General features: G+C 43.6%; 15 protein-coding genes. 10 read left to right on the top strand and 5 right to left on the bottom strand.

The features are described 5' to 3' along the window. Positions 1-238: 238 nt before the first annotated feature. The 6 genes from V3V99_11630 (at position 239) to V3V99_11605 (ending at position 7,465) form a co-directional block, all read left to right on the top strand. A complete protein-coding gene (locus V3V99_11630; GenBank protein MEE9443303.1) occupies positions 239-1,048 on the top strand; it encodes a helix-turn-helix domain-containing protein in 810 nt (269 codons plus the stop codon). A gap of 298 nt (positions 1,049-1,346) precedes the next feature. Then, positions 1,347-1,658 carry a TusE/DsrC/DsvC family sulfur relay protein gene (locus tag V3V99_11625; protein ID MEE9443302.1) on the top strand — a complete coding sequence of 104 codons (312 nt, stop codon included), beginning with the start codon at positions 1,347-1,349 and terminating at the stop codon, positions 1,656-1,658. A gap of 223 nt (positions 1,659-1,881) precedes the next feature. After that, on the top strand, positions 1,882-2,442 hold the full coding sequence (locus V3V99_11620) for a respiratory nitrate reductase subunit gamma (GenBank protein MEE9443301.1): 561 nt from the start codon (positions 1,882-1,884) through the stop codon (positions 2,440-2,442). Between the two features lie 15 nt (positions 2,443-2,457). Beyond that, positions 2,458-3,810, top strand: a complete 1,353-nt coding sequence (locus V3V99_11615; protein ID MEE9443300.1) for a (Fe-S)-binding protein — start codon at positions 2,458-2,460, stop codon at positions 3,808-3,810. Positions 3,811-3,978: 168 nt separating this feature from the next. Further along, the gene (locus V3V99_11610) at positions 3,979-4,629 is read left to right on the top strand and encodes a TusE/DsrC/DsvC family sulfur relay protein (GenBank protein ID MEE9443299.1); all 651 of its coding nucleotides are present in this window, start codon (positions 3,979-3,981) and stop codon (positions 4,627-4,629) included. 196 nt (positions 4,630-4,825) lie between these two features. After that, the gene (locus V3V99_11605; protein MEE9443298.1) at positions 4,826-7,465 is read left to right on the top strand and encodes an SMP-30/gluconolactonase/LRE family protein; all 2,640 of its coding nucleotides are present in this window, start codon (positions 4,826-4,828) and stop codon (positions 7,463-7,465) included. 226 nt (positions 7,466-7,691) lie between these two features. On the opposite strand, the gene V3V99_11600 is transcribed toward V3V99_11605, so the two are convergent. After that, positions 7,692-8,144 (bottom strand): hypothetical protein, encoded by a 453-nt coding sequence (locus tag V3V99_11600; GenBank protein MEE9443297.1) that lies wholly within the window; start codon positions 8,142-8,144, stop codon positions 7,692-7,694. Positions 8,145-8,152: 8 nt separating this feature from the next. Continuing rightward, positions 8,153-8,407, bottom strand: a complete 255-nt coding sequence (locus tag V3V99_11595; GenBank protein MEE9443296.1) for a hypothetical protein — start codon at positions 8,405-8,407, stop codon at positions 8,153-8,155. Positions 8,408-8,695: 288 nt separating this feature from the next. Between V3V99_11595 and V3V99_11590 the strand changes: the two genes are divergently transcribed. From V3V99_11590 to V3V99_11580, 3 genes are read left to right on the top strand one after another with little or no spacing between them, the layout of a single operon-like run. After that, positions 8,696-10,432: a peptidylprolyl isomerase gene (locus V3V99_11590; protein MEE9443295.1), complete on the top strand. Its 1,737-nt coding sequence runs from the start codon at positions 8,696-8,698 to the stop codon at positions 10,430-10,432. 6 nt (positions 10,433-10,438) lie between these two features. Continuing rightward, positions 10,439-11,737 carry a peptidylprolyl isomerase gene (locus tag V3V99_11585; protein ID MEE9443294.1) on the top strand — a complete coding sequence of 433 codons (1,299 nt, stop codon included), beginning with the start codon at positions 10,439-10,441 and terminating at the stop codon, positions 11,735-11,737. Then, positions 11,737-12,006: a S4 domain-containing protein gene (locus V3V99_11580; GenBank protein MEE9443293.1), complete on the top strand. Its 270-nt coding sequence runs from the start codon at positions 11,737-11,739 to the stop codon at positions 12,004-12,006. Before V3V99_11585 ends, V3V99_11580 begins: the two co-directional genes overlap by 1 nt. A 90-nt stretch (positions 12,007-12,096) precedes the next feature. On the opposite strand, the gene V3V99_11575 is transcribed toward V3V99_11580, so the two are convergent. Further along, positions 12,097-12,585 (bottom strand): hypothetical protein, encoded by a 489-nt coding sequence (locus V3V99_11575; protein ID MEE9443292.1) that lies wholly within the window; start codon positions 12,583-12,585, stop codon positions 12,097-12,099. A 378-nt stretch (positions 12,586-12,963) separates the two neighbouring features. Here V3V99_11575 and V3V99_11570 point away from each other — a divergent pair, with 378 nt between their 5' ends. Then, positions 12,964-14,682, top strand: a complete 1,719-nt coding sequence (locus V3V99_11570) for a C1 family peptidase (GenBank protein MEE9443291.1) — start codon at positions 12,964-12,966, stop codon at positions 14,680-14,682. Positions 14,683-14,790: 108 nt separating this feature from the next. Here the strand turns inward: V3V99_11570 and V3V99_11565 are convergent, their stop codons facing one another. Both V3V99_11565 and V3V99_11560 read right to left on the bottom strand, forming a co-directional pair. Then, entirely contained in the window at positions 14,791-15,219 is a 429-nt protein-coding gene (locus V3V99_11565) for a transposase (GenBank protein MEE9443290.1), read from the bottom strand. Positions 15,220-15,369: 150 nt separating this feature from the next. Continuing rightward, positions 15,370-18,006, bottom strand: a complete 2,637-nt coding sequence (locus V3V99_11560; GenBank protein ID MEE9443289.1) for a hypothetical protein — start codon at positions 18,004-18,006, stop codon at positions 15,370-15,372. Positions 18,007-18,244: the final 238 nt, after the last annotated feature.

The raw sequence follows: 18,244 nt of genomic DNA, 5'->3' as shown, positions 1-18,244 counted from the left end.
ATTAGCATGCTACCGCATATAGTTGCTTCAATATGTAAAATGGCAATCATGTAAAGATGTCATATGCTGCCGAATTTTGGAAATTTACACTTATTTCGGGCCCCAAAACAAGATAATATTAATCCTAATTAATGGGTAATATGCTCCATTTTCATCTTGACATTTTACTTTTGTGTCTGTATTATTAGATAGAATCGATAAAACAGATAAATTCGATATTTCATCAACAGGACAGTTTATGAAAACCAATGAGACATTTAATCTACCGGATAAGGAATATTTTACAACCGGCGAAACGGCGGCAATGTGTGCCGTTACGGCCAATACGGTATTAAAGTGGGTTGTTGCCGGGAAAATTCCGGCAGCGCGAACACCAGGTGGTCATCATAGAATTCCCCGAAGTGCGATAATGGAGCTTATAAAAAATAAGGAGCCTATTAAATCAATGGGCTCAAAAAAACCCGTTGTTTCCAGAAATAACAAAAAGGCGTTTCAATACTGTTGGGAATTTAATTCCCAAGGCGGAAAACTTCCCGAAGGATGCAAAAATTGTATCGTCTATCGGTCGCGAACCGGCCGATGCTATGAAATCGCCGGGTTGGGAACAGTCGCCGGTCATGCCGGAGTTTTCTGCCAAAACAGTTGCGATAAATGTGAATATTATGAAGCCGTTCGCAACAATTATTCTAATGTACTGGTTGTTACCGATAAGCCTGGAATTCGCGAAGCGTTGGAAGTGGATAAGAAACAGGCCAATTTCAAACTTGAATTCAGCGATTGCGAATACCGTTGTTCCATGATGGTAGACAAATTCGAACCGGATTATATTGTTGTCGATTGCTCTATGGGTCAGAAACGCAGCCGTGAATTTGCGCAACATCTCAGTGTTGATCCTCGGATTCCATACGCAAGAATCATTTTGGGGGGCGGGGAATCTGAAATTCCCTCGGAATGCAATCATTTGGTATTTGCCTTTTTGAAAAGGCCGTTTTCCATTAAAGCTATTTCTGATTTAATTGACGGCCTGCACAATGAGAATGAAAAGTAGATTGCCACGTTACAATATAATTTAAGGAGGATATATAGAAAAATCTCAGGGAGAAATAAAGGGCCCGACGGGTGTTCGTGCAAGAGTTCCCCGTCGAGCCAGACACCGGCTGGCCTGTCAATAAGGATTGATGGGCCCGCCGTGGTCTAACAATATATAGAGGAACGAAATTTCGTCAACCTTAAATTCCTCGAAATCTCCCAAAAATTGGATAGCGGAAAAAATGTTTTGATAACACGGATTTGATGCGTTGGTGATATAGAAAATGTCAATAATCCATAAAATCTGGGAGGACAACATGTCAAGATTAAAAGATGGTCAATCACATGAAGATCATGATGGTTTTCTGGTTGATATGGCGAATTGGTCCAGAGAAATTGCTAAGGAATTAGCCAGGAAGAATGATCTTGGGCCGCTTACCGAGGATCACTGGAAAATAATCGAATATGTCCAGCAGTTTTATCACGAGAATCACATTGGGCCGCCAATCGTCAAAATAAGTAAATCAACAGGCTTCACCAGCAAATATATTTGTCAATTATTTCCTTGTGGTGTGGCCAGAGGTGCTTATCGATTGGCCGGGCTGCCGCGTCCATCGGGATGTCTCTAATTAAAACAACATAAGAAAAACGAAATATGCCGCGGCGGATTCACAAGGGCGTCATGATGAAGGAGGATATGCTTTGAATTACTTTCTTTTCGTTATTTTGCCGTACATCGCGTTTGCGATTTTTATAATAGGCATGCTATATAGAATTAGAATATGGGCGAAATCTCCCATGCCAGGAGCTATAACCCTGTTTCCCGCCCCACAGCCGGGAGCAGGTTTATTTATGGGTGTCATAAAAGAGTCGTTCTTATTTCCCGGTTTGTTTAAAGGCGATAAATTTTTCTGGGCCACAGCCTGGTTATTTCATGTTTCTTTGGCGCTGATTATTGTCGGGCATCTCCGCGTCCTTACCGGTGTTTTTGATAAAATGTTTATCAGCTTTGGAATGAATCAGGAAGGGATCAACACCATGAGCTCGGTTTCGGGCGGTATCGCCGGTATTGTAATCATGCTGGCGGCTTTTATCTTGATTCTACGAAGGATGTCATCGATACGAGTTCGCGAAATATCATTGCCGTCTGATTACCTGGCGTTGATATTCGTTCTGGCCATTCTCATTACCGGTAATTTAATGCGCTTCGGAGCTCATTTCGACCTTGAATTAACGCGCGTCTATTTCTCCGGTATATTTTCGCTTTCGGCGACCGAGGCCACAATCCCTCAAAATGCAATGTTCCTTGTTCATTTCTTCCTGGTTCAAATACTGGTGATCTATATACCATTTAGTAAAATATTGCATTTTGGCGGCATCTTCTTCACCCAAACCCTGATTCAGAAATCATAAGAAAGGAAACGAGTTGTGGCACAATTAAGGACCTCAGAATCGAATAAAAATGTCGAGAAAAAAACCAGCGCCAAACCAAAAATAACTGAAGGACTACGGGAAAAAGTAATTGAAGCGTGTAAGGGAATTGATAATGGCCCTCGGGTGTTGAAATTATATATGGAAATGTGTGCCCGGTGCGGCACCTGCGCCGACCAGTGCCCGGTTTATCAAGGCGACCCCACCAAACTGCGCAATCCATCAATTCGCTCGGATTTAATCCGTTCAGTATTCAAAAAGCACAAAACACTTTCCGGAAAAATGTTTGGTTCTTTTGTCGGCGCCGAGGATTTTGAGGGCGATATGGAAAAATGGGTGACCGCATTTTACGAATGTACCGGATGCCGTCGCTGCGCCACATTTTGCCCGATGGGAATCGACAACTCAGTGTTGACCAGAAAGGGCCGAGGTATTGCCGACGCGTTGGGTTACACTCCGGAGCGTCTGGTCAAAGTCATCGATATTTCACTCGAGACCGGTAACACGGACGGAGCCAATGAGGTGGCCTTTGTTGAAGCGGTAAAGTTTCTCGAAGAGGAAATTAAAGACCATTGCGGCATTGATGTTAAGATTCCATATGATCAAGTTGGCGCCGAGGTCTTTTTTGTCCCGCCTTCGGGAGATCTACTGGTCAATCCCGAGGCCGTGATGGGTATCGCCAAGGTTTTTCACAAACTTGGCATTTTCTGGACATTGAGCTCAAAGGCGTTTGATGGAGCCAACTACGGCCTGTTTACCGGCGACGATCCATCGATGAAGGAAGATAATAAATTGTATGTGGAAGAGGGAAAACGCCTGGGCTGCAAAACATTGATTATGGGCGAGTGTGGTCATGCTCACCGAATCATGAAATTCATAATGGAAAAGGCGCAATGGTGGGGACCATTGCCGTTTGATATTACCAATGTCCTTCAATTTACGTCGAAAATGGTTGACGATGGAGCCATTACGTTCGACAAAAGCGCCAATCCTGATCCGGTTACTTATCACGACCCCTGCAATTTTGGTCGGAGCTGCGGCATTATCGACGAACCCCGTAATATTATGAAAGCGGCCTGCGCCGATTTCCGCGAAATGACTCCCAATCGCCATTGGAATTGGTGTTGCGGCGGAGGCGGGGGGCTCTCGGCTATGGATGATATATATGAATTTCGTATGAATATTTCAGGAAAGATGAAATTGAAGCAAATCGATGATACTGGCGCCAAGTTCGTGGCGGCTCCATGCTCCAATTGCAAAAGGCAGTTATTGCAATTGATGGAGTATCATAAGCGTGAGGTTGTCGTCGGCGGCGTTCATGACGCCGTTTTCAATGCCATCATCATGTGAGAAGGAGCACGCTTCCGAATGTATTTCTTGGGGGCAACCGGCGGGAGGGGTTTTCAGGAAACTCCCGCCGGATTTTATAAATTGAAATCACATTATATTAAATTGCAATCCAATTCATATTGTTCCATATTATATATTTGAGTAAATGAATGGATAGAGGTTTTACCGATGGAATACCAGAACAAACTCCTGAATAATAAGGAATATCAGTTGGATAAATTCGGTTTTCTTGACCCACCCCAACAGTGGGATGAAAATTTCGCCGAAAGTCTGGCGAAAGAACTCGGTATCCATGAAGGACTGACTGAAAAACATTGGGAATTTATCAATTATTTAAGGCAAAAATTCCTGGATGAAAATTCAATCCCCGTTATAGTTTTGGCCTGCTCCGAAAATAAAATCACTCTATCCCAGCTGCGGTCGCTGTTTCCAACCGGGTACCATCGGGGAGCCTGTAAAATTGCCGGCATCAACTTTTCTTTCATGAGCGATCTCAATATTTGGCTAACCTATGAAACTCCGCCACTGAAAGATGCGGAATTTAAGGTAAATCAGGTCGGTTTTCTCCTTGATTTCAGAAAATGGAATGAACGTTTTGCTCACCGGGTGGCCCGGCGTTGGAACTTGCCCGACGGTTTAACTGAGCTTCATTGGAAAATTATTCGTTACCTGCGAGACTATTATATCAATTCAAAAAACACCCCCACCGTGTATGAGCTTTGCATATTCAGCGAGATTACACTGGATCAGTTTGGGCAATTATTTCCCGATGGGTATCATCGTGGAGCTTGCCGCGCAGCTGGTTTACCGTTCGAATAATTTAGAAATCATCGCATTTTGGGGAAATCAAGTAGGATTAATTTGGAGATTTGACCTAAGCTCCAGGTGCTCCACGGCCACTAGTTGCGGTGGTTCCCGCGTTTTGATCAACTAAAAATTCTTTAATTTAATTGCACTATTTCCACTCAATGAACGTCTTAATTGGTGCAGGAGACTATTAAGGCAGGAGAAATCAATGATCAAAAATATAATGTACATGGCAGGTTTAGTGGTTTTAGCTCTGCCGCTACTATCTCATTCCCAGCAGTTCTACGGACCAGAAAGCGCTGTCTATGATATGCCCAGAGAGCGATACCTTATATCAAATTATTCCAACGGACAAATAATTGCCATGGATTTGAATGGACAGCGAAGTGTATTCGCCCAGGGTAAGAATTCATCCGCCGGATTGCATATTATTGACGATACCGTTTACGTTGGATGTGGAGGTCAGGGGGTATTGGCTTATAACTTGGTAACGGGGGAAGAAGTAATGGATCTTCTGATTCCGGGAAGCATTTTACTTAATGATGTTACATCTGACACTTCTGGAAATTTATATGTGTCTGATCCCTATGGAAATAAGATTTACCGGATCCAAATGGATGATAGATCATACTCCGTATTAGTAGATTATATTTATTGGCCAAATGGTCTATTGTTTGATAAAATAAATAACCGTCTTTTGGCATGCAAATCGACTACATACCGAATATACTCAGTTAATATGAGTGATGGATCGCTTACAGAACTAGTGAATGTGGGAGGGGGACATCTCGACGGCCTGGCTGAAGATAATACCGGTAACATTTATGTCTCTTCGCAAGGACCTGAGGCTGTATATCGTTACAATAATGATTTCACCTCATATCGTGAATTAGTATCGTCAGGACATAGTGGTCCCGCAGATATCTACTATAATAAATGGCTGGAGGTGCTTGTCGTACCAAATATTAGTAACAGTACCGTGGATTTTATTGATATGCCAAACTCTTTCAGTTTAATAGAATATAATTTTTCAGATGATACTTATGGGGATGGAGACGGCATTTTGGAGGGGGAAGAAGAAATTGAACTTACTTTTACTTTCGAGAATACTAAACCGGTGTCTGTGGTAAATACCTTCGCCAATCTTTATTGTGAAGATATATCACTTATTGTTAATAATGGCAGTGTTGATTTTGGCGAGTTAGCTCCCGAAGAGGTTGCTGACAATGCTTCTTCACCATTGAGATTTACCATTCCAGCTGATTATAAACCCCGCATCGATAGTTTTTATATCGAGATATCCTATTCTTTTATTGAAAGCGAAAGAACCGATACTTTTGTAATTTTACAGGGTATGGGCTTCCCTGATATTTTATTGGTAGATGATTTTGCAGGTGGGGAGATATCCGAATATTATAAAAGAGAATTGGATAATTTATTAATCCCATACATTTTGAGGGATGTTCAGTCAGAAGGAATACCTCAATTGAGTATATTAAATGAATATGAAGTTGTTGTATGGTTTACCGGAAACGATGGCGCGGATTCTTTTAATAGTGAGAAAATTTCGAGTCTGCGAGGATATATGGATGGAGGAGGTAATCTGTTTTTGACAGGACAGGGCATCACGGCCAATATTAATTTATTGGATGTCGGTTTCTTAAATGATTACCTAAAATGTGAGCATATATCGCCCTTGTATATTGCCATGCTAAATAACGCACCGACGTCTCAAGTTTTTACCGAGGGTGATACTCTTATAATTTCCATGGGAGATGGAGCGCCAGGTCAAACAAATACGGATCATATTTCCGCATTAAACGGGGGAGTAGAAGAATTCAACTATATAACCACTTCGAATTGCGCGGCAATTTCATTTAACGGGGTTTATAAACTGGTGTTGTTCGGTTTTGGATTTGAGGCTATCAGCAGCAGTGATAGCAGGTATTTAACGCGCAAAAATACTCTAATGAATATCTTGAGTTTTTTTGAATTTGAATATCCCAATAGCACTCCCACCGCGTCTAATTTGATTATTGAGCCGGGCGATCCAACTCATATGATAGACCATGCGCCAGAAATATCATGGATGTACGTGGATGATGAAATGTCCCCTCAGGCATATTATCAAGTACAAACAGGAGATGACGACGATTGGCTGGTGTGTGAGATGTGGGATAGCGGTCCCGTATCCGGCTCAGAAATTAGTGTCTCATATTCGGGCATAGAGTTAATCGATGGGGAAGATTATTATATACGTGTTCGATTGTCTGATGGCACATTATGGTCCGATTGGATCTATGGAACCTTTCACATGAACTCGGTGCCAATCCCGATTAATCTCACCCCGAATAACTCAGAAGAATTTGACGTTAATCCTCCCATATTATCACATGCGACTATGACAGATATTGAGGGTGATGCTTTGTTCTATGATTATCAATTATATGACGACATCGCAATGACGGAGCTAGTAGACGAAGCCTCCGGCTTAGATGGTGGACCGGGCGATAATACAACCTGGTCAGCCGGACCAGTCTTGATCGAATATGAAGATTATTATTGGCGAGTTAGATGTCGAGATATTTATGAAACCGGGGTATGGAGCGAATTGGCTTCATTTATTTTAATACCTGCTTATAAATGCGGCGACGCCAATAGCGACGAGGAAGCAAATGTTGGCGATGCGGTATTTATTATCAATCATGTTTTCAAGGGCGGCCCTGCTCCGGATCCATTAGACGCGGGAGATGCCAATTGTGATGGACAATGTAATGTTGGTGATGCTGTGTACTTGATTAATCATGTTTTTAAGGGCGGTCCGGCGCCATGCCAATTGTGTGAGTAGAAATTAATTAAATCCCATATTTCCGGCTTTCGGTATTGTGAGACGTAAGGCTCACAACAAAATGTGATCAAATAGCATATAGTTCGGTCGTAAATGACTAAGTTTTCTTTTGGTTTATTTAAAATTCCTACATTTTTCTCTTAACATCCACTGTTAGCCCACTGCAACTTGTGGCGGTGGGTTGCCGGGTTTCGATATAGATATGTTTTAGTCACAAATGTCGGCTTCAGCGCTTCGGATGATTGAATTGTCTGTGATTGTAGCTGTTGCGGCTGGGTATATATAAATCAGGGCCTTCTTTGCGGCGCATTCGAACGGTGTAATCCTGACACGATTGACATCTGCGGATTAAATGAGCGTCATTTTTCTTGACCCATCTTTTCTTAACGTGACGAGGGCCATGTACCGGCCGCTTGATAATTTCATAACCCTGAGTCGGATCATTATTATCAATATATTTGGCGCCGACCTCAACCTCATTGGAGTCCTTGTGGTACAGTGTCGCTCCCGGACATTCAATTAGTACCATATCCGAATTTTGGGCAAAATCGTTGATAGCCGAAGTCAGCGAATTATAATATTCACCGCGGTTATCATTACATTGGGGGCAAATCGGTAAACCACCAATAACCTCCAATGGATTTCCGCAGTGATCGCAGAGTCGCTTTACATTACCCATGATATGACTCAGTTGATGCTCATGTCGGCGTTGCCGGCGTCACGAGCATAAACTATTTTCCCCCCAAAAGAAGTTGTTAGCTTATCAATAAGCTTCTTTTCCTGCCGGGTAGTAGTACCCTGGGAGTTGTAAAGAATTGCTCGCCCGCCGCAATGAACTATCGCCAGCAGGGAGGCGACTCCGGGGTAAAACAAATCACCGTTCCTAAAAATCTCAAATTTTGATAGATCAAATGCTACCGTCATGATAACTATTGATTGCAACTGTCATGCCTTTTTATGGTATAATGGCTAATTGTATAACCGTTAACAGGTTAGCTTGATTCCTACGGTATTTTAAATCTGGCAGGCGTGCTGAAGTTGTCGGATTGCCCCCACAAGGATGGACTCAAGCACATATATTGCGGATCGAAGAATTTGCTTGTCCAAAAAGGGCTTGCCCGCGCCTGCCGTATCTTCTATATTTTCAAATTGTATTTAAACTTACGGGGAACCACCAGTTGCCCTGTTAGTAAAATATCGACGGAAGCAAATAATCATTAGGAGTAATGAATGAAGCGCAAAATCGCTAATGAACTGATTTTCATACTTATCCTGGCCTTGACAATATCTCTCTCTGGATGCGGAAAAAATGAAAGTGAAATAGTCGCCCAAGTTGGCGACCGAGTTATAAAAATAAGCCAGATATTGGGACCTATCGAAAGATACGATGTCAAGTATATTTCTGCCGAGGCGGAACTCGAAACCAAAAGAATGATGCTCGATTCACTTATCAGTCGGGAGCTTTTGATTATAGCCGCCTATGAAAACAATATGGAAAACGAAAATGAAGTTGTCCGGGTTCTCGAAGGCGAATCAATCAAATTCCTGCTGGATGCCTTATTCGAAAAAGAGATAATTTCCAAAGCCAGGCCGTCGGAGGCGGAAATTAAGGATTACTATAACCGTCTTAGCGAAGAAATAAAAACATCACATATTGTCGTCGATTCATTGTCTGAAGCCAATGATATTCTGGAAATGTTGAAGCAGGGCGAGGTTTTCGAAGATCTCGCCGTCAAATTTTCCATTGACCCGACCGCCAAGCGAAACCAGGGTGATTTGGGGTGGATCAGTTGGGGTATGATGATTGATGATTTCCAGGAAACGGCTTTTGCTCTGCAGCCGGGAGAAATATCCGCTCCCGTCAAATCTGATTTTGGGTTCCATATTATTAAGTTAATCGATCGCAAACCTATCGAGCGCAGACCTTCATATGAGGAACAGAAGAATCAAATTCGTAACATGATTATAGAGCGCCGACGACGAGTACTGATGCGGGATTATGTGGCCGAAATGCAAAAGAAATACCCGGTTACGGTTGAGAAACCGACCTGCCAGTTTGTTTTAAATAAACTGGCCTATTTGTATCCCGATACAATCGGAACCCGCCCTCGCTGGAGAGACATTATCGATCCCAAGCAACTTGATCGGGATGAACAGGCTCTGGTTATCGGAAATTATGAAGGCGGCCAGTTAACCTTGGGTGAATATATTAAGCGGGCCGAGAAGATGCCCGAAAAGAATCGACCCGATTTTGATGACTACGATTCACTGGCAACCGTTATCTTCCAGATGGCCCTCTGGGATATACTTGGGGTTGAGGCTCGTAAAATGGGACTTGAAGAAGATGAGGATTATATTCGCAAGGTTACTCGCCTGCGAGAATTTGCTATGGCGGATTTGATGCTCAACGATTCAATTCCCAGCAAAGTTGAGCTGACCGAAGAGGACCTCGTTGAATATTATAACACGCATCCGGAAGATTTCACTTCCCTGTGTAGATACCATCTTCTGGAACTCCAGGTTGCCTCACAAGAAGAAGCGTTTAAAGACAAATCCACTATTTCTTCAGAGGAAGAATTTAAAAGACGAGCCGGTCGAAAAACATTACGCCCCGGTAAAAAAAGTATCGGGGGGGATCTGGGAATTATCGTTCGCGATCAATACCCGGAATTATTCGATGCCGCCGAAAAGGTATCGGTCGGTCGAATCACCGATCCGGTAAAAATGGGATCAAAATGGTCAATCGCCCTGGTCAAACAAAAATTCGAACCGGAATTGATAGATTTCGAATCAGTGCGTCTGGTAATTATCGATAAACTTACCAAGGAAAAAGGCGACGCCATTTACAGGGAATGGGTCGAGGAAATGAAAAAGCGGGTCGAAGTGATAATTTATGATGACGTATTAACCGGCACAATCGATGAAAGTATTTACGAAAACGTTGCCGATACCTCCCAGGCAGGATAGCCGCTTATGAAGAAGAAAATTCTATCAAAAACGGCTCTGATTTTATTCGGAGCCGTCCTTTTATGCAGCCCAATTAGGGGAGAAACTATTGAGGGCATCGTTGCGGTAGTTGGAGATCGAGCCATCTTATTATCTGAAGTCGCCAACCAGGTCCAAATGATCATGATGCAAATGGAGCCCGGAGTTGATGTGGATATTGATGAGTTAGCCACGGACGTTTTGAATCAAATCATAAACGACGAATTGATTCTCTCCGCGGCGCGAGAAGATACTAGTGTTACCGCGACTCCCGATGAAATAAAATATGAACTGGACGAGCATATTGCCTCGATCGTTGCCCGATTTCCTTCCGAGGGAGCGTTTTTGCAGCAATTATCCCAGGAAGGCCTGACCAAAAGAGCTCTCGAAAAACAGCTGCGGCCTGAAATCCGAGATCAGATTCTCAAACAGAAAATCATCGCCAATAAACTGGCCAACGTATCCATGGCTCGTAATGAAGTTGAAAATTTTTATAATGAAAACATCGATTCATTACCCGAAATTCCCGCTAAAATCCGACTAGCCCACATCCTCATCAAATTCAAAGTCTCTCCCAAAACTGATGACTCATTGAAAGCCGCCGCCGAAGCCGCCCGTGAAATTGCCCTGAAAGGACTCGAATTTGCCGAAGTTGCCGATAGTTTCGCAATCATCTCGCCGGGAGCTGTCGGGGGGCGGATAGGGTTCGTTAGAAGAACGGAAGTTGTCGAGGAATTCGGCCGGGCCGCTTTTGCCCTGCAACCGGGAAGTATCTCCGGACCGGTGCGAACCGAATACGGCTGGCATGTTATTAAAAATCATGCTCGAAGAGCCGACAGCGTTGACGTCAGTCATATTCTTTTCCCGACTATACCATCGGCCGCCGATTCTCTCTGGACAAGACTTGTCGTCGATTCGCTCCTAAATGAACTGCGTAACGGAGGTAATTTCAAAGAGTTGGCCAAACTCCACTCCGATGATGATGAGTCCCGGGCAACCGGAGGAGAACTTGAGGAGATGACAGTTGATCAACTGCGTCCGGAGTTTGTTGCGCCTTTGGAAGCGGTTGATGTGGAAGGTGTCACGCCGCCGGTAATTTCTCAGCTGGGCTTTCACATTCTCAAACTTCTGGAAAGAACGCCCGGCCGACCGCTGGATATTGATGAAGATTATGACATCGTCCGCAATTTCGCTCAACAGCAAAAAACGGCGACTTTGGTCGAAGAATGGGTCAATGATTTGAAAAAATCAATATATTTCGATATTCGGGAATTTACTCTGAAATAATGAGAATTGACAATTACATATCGGATCTCGGAATCATCAAGCGGCGGACAATCGCCAAAGAAATGGCTGACGCCGGTCATATCAAATTAAACGGCCGAAGAGCCAAACCGGGGCATAAAGTAAAACCGGGTGATATTATTGAAATAACCGGAAAGAGAAATCTAAAAATGAATATTCTAAAAGTTCCCGAAGGGAAATCGGTTCCCAAAGAAAGACGTCAGGAATATTTCGAAATTATCGAGGAAAGCCAACCAAAATTCGATCTCTGATTTTTCCAATAAATAAAAACCCCGCAAAGTTCGTTTGCGGGGTTCATCACATAGAAGTGCAGGTGATAGGGTTATTTTCCCAACAGCGTGCTAATGTTTTTCCTGCATATTATGAGCCATCATTTTTTCCATTTCATGTCGGGTCTTCTCGCTCCAGGACTGAAGACGCGAAATCGATTCGGAATTGTCGGAAGTCAACAACCAGATACTGCCGTGCCGAGTATTGACTTTTTCAGAGTTGACTCCCTTCTCGAAGATGGAGCCGAGATCGGAACACATTCTGCAAGAGTTAACCTTTTGACCGCTTTCGAGCTTTTTGGCGACCATGTCCATATCCATCTGAGCCTTGCGATACGCTTTCAAATGAGAAGGCTTAACCGTACTGACGGTCATAATGCCGTTATTGATCGAATGTTGCTCCCAGGTCATATTTTCCTTGAGACCGTCATACTTGTTGATCGATTTACACATATCGCAATTGTCCATGTCAAACCATGGCTTTTCACCGGCAATTACTACCGAAAAAGAGAGACCGAAGATCACGGCCATGCTTAAAAATATTTTAGAAAAAGTCTTCATTAAGTCCTCCTGGCGACAATTTGATTAATTTTCGGCGAGCCTTCAATATGGATAATTATAATCCATGTTGTTGGCCCGCCTTTATTCATTGTACGGATTATCTCTATTTACAATTGGCCTTATTTTTAATTTTCGATAGATATTGTGTGTTTTGCTCACTTGGATATAAGTCCGGCAACGGATTACCCAAAGCGAGTTAAATTGTTTATTCTTTTGCGGTTATGAAACACTTTCAGGATTCTCACCCTTTCTCTGATTAAACAATATACATTTGAGTCTCGAAATTACTCTCAATATCGGTCTCTCCTAAAGTTGTGCTGAGGTTAGTCGAAATTTTCTAATAATGGGAAAATAACCTTTTATGCTTGAGGTACAGTCATGTCCGACCGTTCACGATTTTTATCCGTTCTAATTTTGACGGCCTTTATTTGTATCCTGACAATCCCGGCTATGGCCGCCGATAAGCCGATAAGCGCTCCGTTGCCGGAACAGTATTCGGGTCAGATGCCCGAGGGGCGCGGTTTTATTGCGCCGAGGCTGAATATGTCTCATATCGTCAGCGAGAAACCGACGCTGAAATTCGCCACCGTTGATGTTGATACGATTGATCAGTTCGATTGGCGCACAACCGGTAAAGTCACGCCGGTTAAAAATCAGAGCTTCTGCGGAGCCTGTTATTCATTCGCTTCCCTGGGCTGTTTTGAATCCAAAGTTCTGATCGATTCCAATGTTGTCTATGATTTTTCGGAGAATCATTCTAAGGAGTGCAACTATTTTGGTACCAGTTGCGGTGGAGGTAATTTCGATTACCTGGCCAGTCTCTATTCCATCGAAGGCACCGTATTGGAATCGTGCGATCCTTATGTAGCGTCCGATGTCGCCTGCAACAGCACCTGTGATATCCAGAAAGTTCTTCTGGATTGGCGGATCATCTCAACTACCAACATCCCAACGCCGTCGGCTTTGAAAAGTTACATCTATAATTATGGCCCGGTTTACACGGCGCTTTATACCGGCGACACCGATGACATCGCCTGGCAAAGCGAGTTTAACATTTATGACGGCTCTTATACTTTGTATTATAACAATTTGTCCTATTCTCCCAATCATGCCGTATTGCTCGTGGGCTGGGACGATAGTCTTTCACACGCGGGAGGCACCGGCGGCTGGATCGTCAAAAACAGCTGGGGTACGTCGTGGGGCGGTACCTGCGGTTTTGGCGGTGAATCGGGATATTTTACGATCGCCTACGGCTCAGCCAATTTCGGGCAATGGTCTTCTTATGTTCATGAGTGGCAGAATTACGAAGCTACCGAAACCCTTCTCTATTACGATGAAGCCGGCGCGACCCAGTACTGGGGCTATTCCAACGTCACCGGATACGGTCTGGCGGGATATACACCTTCATCCGACGGATATTTGACCCGCGTCGAATTCTGGACCAATGACGCCTGCACCGACGTGGACGTTTATGTTTATGATGATTTCACAACCGGAACGTCCAATCTCCTCGCTTCTCAGCTTGATAATTCTTATAACGAGCCCGGGTATCATTCGGTGCTGCTCGATTCGCCTCCGGCGCTGACATCAGGTGATGATATTTATATTGTTGTGAAATTAACAAACGTCTCTTATGGCTTTCCGATTGTGGGCGACCATATGAGCCCCAACGAAAGTTCGAAAACTTATATCAGCTCCAGCGGTCTGGCCGGAAGCTGGTATGAGATGGGAATAAATGAAGGGTGTGATATTGCGATTCGCGGACGCACGAGCCCAAATCTTTCGGTTGATGTCAATGATGACATTTCTCCCGGACCGGTAATGTATTCGCTGAAACAAAACTATCCCAATCCGTTCAATCCGAGCACGGTTTTTGACTACACCGTTGAAACTCGCAGTCATGTTACGATCTCAATTTTTAATATCCTGGGCCAGCCGGTTAAGACACTGGTGGATGAAGTCAAATCGGCCGGAACTCACAGTATCTCATGGGATGGCACGAACGAGGACGGCAAACCGATGTCAACGGGCATATATTTCTATCGCATCACCTCCGGTGATTATACCGAAACGCGCAAGATGATTCTGTTGAAATAATTGAATCGCAAATCACACCAATTAAACCCCCGGATGCACTTCCGGGGGTTTTTTTTGAACTGCTTTTTTTAATTGTGTGGATTTTGATCTGTCTCGGAGAGTTTTTTCTTAAATTGTCGAGAATCGATATTTTCGATGATTATTTGCCAACAGGAAGCGCTTTTTCAACCAATAAATGATACAATAAGAAAGATGGCGAGCCATCTTCTCGATGTTCATCGCAATCGCCGTCATCAAACATTGCTCGGTGACATTCTTCAACTCGCGATACCGAGCATACCGCAGACCATGCAACTCTTTGGCATCGGCAAAACAACGTTCTACTGTCTCCCGACGCTTCTGACGAAGATATTTACCCAATGGTGTTTTCCGTATCTGTTCCCGATATCTCTGCCAGACATGACCGGTGATAACTCGAACATGATTCCGTGACTCGGTGCATTCCGACAACATATGACATTTACAGCATAGCCTGGGATCGGAAACATACTCATACGAGCCGGCTCTGAGACGATTCCTGCCGTTGAAACAGTACACTCCTTAATTTATCTGAATTATAATATTGACTGTTTCTAATAATGAAGGAAAAACAACATCGATCAACTAAAAAAGGGTGTCGACTAACTTTGTCAACAGTCAGAGGCCTCGAAAACGAGGCCTCTTGAGCATTCAAATATACACAATTATTTATTTTCTGCCACAGGGTCCCGGACCTGACTTAAAAACATGCCTGATCAAATAAACCGCATCACCGACATCGCAGTCTGAATCGCAATTGGCGTCGGCCGAAATTATTGACGCCGGTTCCGGGCCGTTCCGAAAAACATAATTGACAATAAACACCGGATCGCCAACATCGAGATTACCGTCACCGTTGGCATCGCCCGCGACTTCTCCTCCAAATGTAATCGCACCGTTGTAGAATGCAATGAGTTGCGGATCATATCCGTCGTCAACAAATCCAATCAGATTTCCGTCAAGATCTGAAAATCCGGTCCATTGAGGAAAAGCATTGATTAAGACACCTACGGTAGTATTCTCAATCAAGTCGGGAATCTCGGCAGAAGTGTGTAAAATCAATCTCAACAATAATCCATTTTCCTGAGGAAAAATGCTGTTTGCAAATGGTGGTGTCGCATTGGCAAGAGCCACTATCTGGATATTATAACCTGCATGATCCGAAGTATGATAGCTGACAAATTCCCAGTTATCAATAAGGCTCCCGGTAATATCAATTGCCGTTGTATCGTCGGGTGACTTGCCAAATTTTACCAGGTCGGGATTATCCAATTGAATCAACATATTGAATCCCGGAATTGTATCGCGGAAATTTGTCATATATACATCAAGATGTATTTCTTTTTCCCCGGGCCGGGCGAAGACGCTATCGATTGAAACAACCAAACGCAGATTGTCGCCTGCCCCGATCTTAACACCCCCATTTTGGAAATCAATAAATCTCTCCGGAGAGTTTTCTCCCAACTCAAAGCAGACATCCGAAGCCCCGTCATAACTGGGAAAGCCCGTTTCGGGATTGGAAATATCCTGACCGTGAATATTATAAACATGGCGCGATAACGCCAATTTTTCGCCGACCGGACCGTAAGCGATGGCATTATCGCCGCATTCCATCCAGATAAATGAAACCGGAATAATAAGTCCGTTGTATGTCGGATCGGCGGTTATCTCACCTTCAAGCGAGAAAATCACCGTTTCATCCGGAATTTCTGTCCTCAAGGCATGGTGCGAGCCATTATTAGTTTCAGCCATGCCAATAACCCGTAATAAACTCGCCGTACAAATGGTATCGGGCAAATCGCAAGTCTCAAATCGATATGTGAAATATTCCCATTCATATTCACCGGGGATATCAAATGGAATTGCAGGAGTGACATGGGTGATATTCAAAATATTCGCGTCATAACCAATTAGAAAATCGAATCCGCCGATACCTTCCGAACCGGCTGTTTTCGAAACCGGCAATGAAAAGGCTTCGCCACCCGCCGCGACGTTAATCATACCGATTTTGATCATATACGGTAAGGTTAAATCATTACCGCTACTATCAATCTGAATATTAAATATATGATCGTTATAGTCAGCCGCTGATACACTAATTAACTGACCGTTGCCGGTATAGGAGAGGAAGGGCCCGTCAATTACAAAATGTGGCTTATGGGAAGTAACTTCCGGCAGGATTAAGATTCGAGTATGATTTTCCGAATATCCGTAAGCCCATATTATGCCGGGAACATTTATACTCACGCTTGGAACGATTTCGCCTTCAAACACAAGATGAACCGCAGCCAGTTCACCGGTATAATCCATTGATATTATTTTTGCGTCAATATCCTGAAACGCCGCCACAGTTATCGTTTCATGGTCAAATTCATCGACCAACGGAATCGCATCACCGATTATGATGCGATAGAGATAAATTAAATCTTCGAGCTGTAAATAGGTACCATCGGCATTAACGTCTGAATGATATTGACTGCATTCACCCATGTCCCCAAACGCCATCGAACCGAATAGAAAATAATTCGAAAGAACCACAAAATCAGCTATTTCATATTCCAAGCCATTGCAGTTGATATCGCCTCTTAAATTTACCATGGTATCGCAGGAAACTTCTACCCCGCCATTATATAAATCTAACATGCGAACGATTGACTCATTCGTCAGGCAATTATCAGAAACGCCATAAATGCCCGGAATCCCGTATCCATAATCACTAATTTCAGAATATTCGTTCCCGTCCCAATCATAAACGAAGCGTGATACTCCCAATGCCCCCGCCATGTCATTAATCGCCAGAGCATTATCCCCGCATTCTTTCCAGTAAAATTTAATCGGATTCCATGAGCAGTTCGATTCGGGATCGGCTCCAAAAACAAAATTGAGAGTAAATAAAACCGTGCCGTCCGGGATCAGATTTTCCAGGGAATGATGATCGCCGTCATTAATATCGGCAACCCCGACCGCTCTAACCAAGCCGGTCGATTCACCCTCGCTTCCGGAACGGGAATTAAAGTACTCCCATTCAAAAGACCCGGGGATATAAAATAATTCACCCGGCGTTACATCAATTAAAAATAAAGCCGTCGTATCGTAAAGCATTAGGAAATCGAAACCGAATAGTAAATCGTCTCCGGAAGTCTTAACAACCGGGACGGATACAACCGAGTCGGTGGTGACGTTTTCAAATTTCCCAATAGTTACCGTTGTCGCGGCAAAGGCAGTCCGTAAACAAACAACCGATGCCATAAATATTACGAGAAAAGCGATAAGAAACGGCTTGCGCAAGCTGTTGCTCCCAAACATAATTCCTCCTTTACTACTAATGATGGTGGTTTCAAGCATTTCCTTATCTTACGATTTACATAAACCTCCCTTAATAGCCGCATAAATCTAATGCACAATAAGTCTATATACCGGGCGAGAAAAAATACAGAGATGATACAAAATATATTCACGCCCCATCGCAATTCCCACAAACCACAAAATGATCCAGTTTGCTTTACAATCTCTAATATGTATATAACACGGCGTGAACAGTTGT

This window comes from Candidatus Zixiibacteriota bacterium, assembly GCA_036480375.1.
In the GTDB taxonomy this organism is placed as follows: Bacteria; Zixibacteria; MSB-5A5; order GN15; family JAAZOE01; genus JAZGGI01.
This window is presented reverse-complemented; position numbering and strand designations above follow the sequence as displayed.

Bases quoted from the DNA above. Each gene is read 5' to 3' on its own strand.
- V3V99_11630 (MEE9443303.1), top strand. From the start codon at position 239: ATGAAAACCAATGAGACATTTAATCTACCGGATAAGGAATATTTTACA.
- V3V99_11575 (MEE9443292.1), bottom strand. From the start codon at position 12,585: ATGAAGACTTTTTCTAAAATATTTTTAAGCATGGCCGTGATCTTCGGT.
- V3V99_11620 (MEE9443301.1), top strand. From the start codon at position 1,882: ATGGGTGTCATAAAAGAGTCGTTCTTATTTCCCGGTTTGTTTAAAGGC.
- V3V99_11625 (MEE9443302.1), top strand. From the start codon at position 1,347: ATGTCAAGATTAAAAGATGGTCAATCACATGAAGATCATGATGGTTTT.
- V3V99_11570 (MEE9443291.1), top strand. From the start codon at position 12,964: ATGTCCGACCGTTCACGATTTTTATCCGTTCTAATTTTGACGGCCTTT.
- V3V99_11610 (MEE9443299.1), top strand. From the start codon at position 3,979: ATGGAATACCAGAACAAACTCCTGAATAATAAGGAATATCAGTTGGAT.
- V3V99_11590 (MEE9443295.1), top strand. From the start codon at position 8,696: ATGAAGCGCAAAATCGCTAATGAACTGATTTTCATACTTATCCTGGCC.
- V3V99_11605 (MEE9443298.1), top strand. From the start codon at position 4,826: ATGATCAAAAATATAATGTACATGGCAGGTTTAGTGGTTTTAGCTCTG.
- V3V99_11580 (MEE9443293.1), top strand. From the start codon at position 11,737: ATGAGAATTGACAATTACATATCGGATCTCGGAATCATCAAGCGGCGG.
- V3V99_11585 (MEE9443294.1), top strand. From the start codon at position 10,439: ATGAAGAAGAAAATTCTATCAAAAACGGCTCTGATTTTATTCGGAGCC.
- V3V99_11560 (MEE9443289.1), bottom strand. From the start codon at position 18,006: ATGTTTGGGAGCAACAGCTTGCGCAAGCCGTTTCTTATCGCTTTTCTC.
- V3V99_11600 (MEE9443297.1), bottom strand. From the start codon at position 8,144: ATGGGTAATGTAAAGCGACTCTGCGATCACTGCGGAAATCCATTGGAG.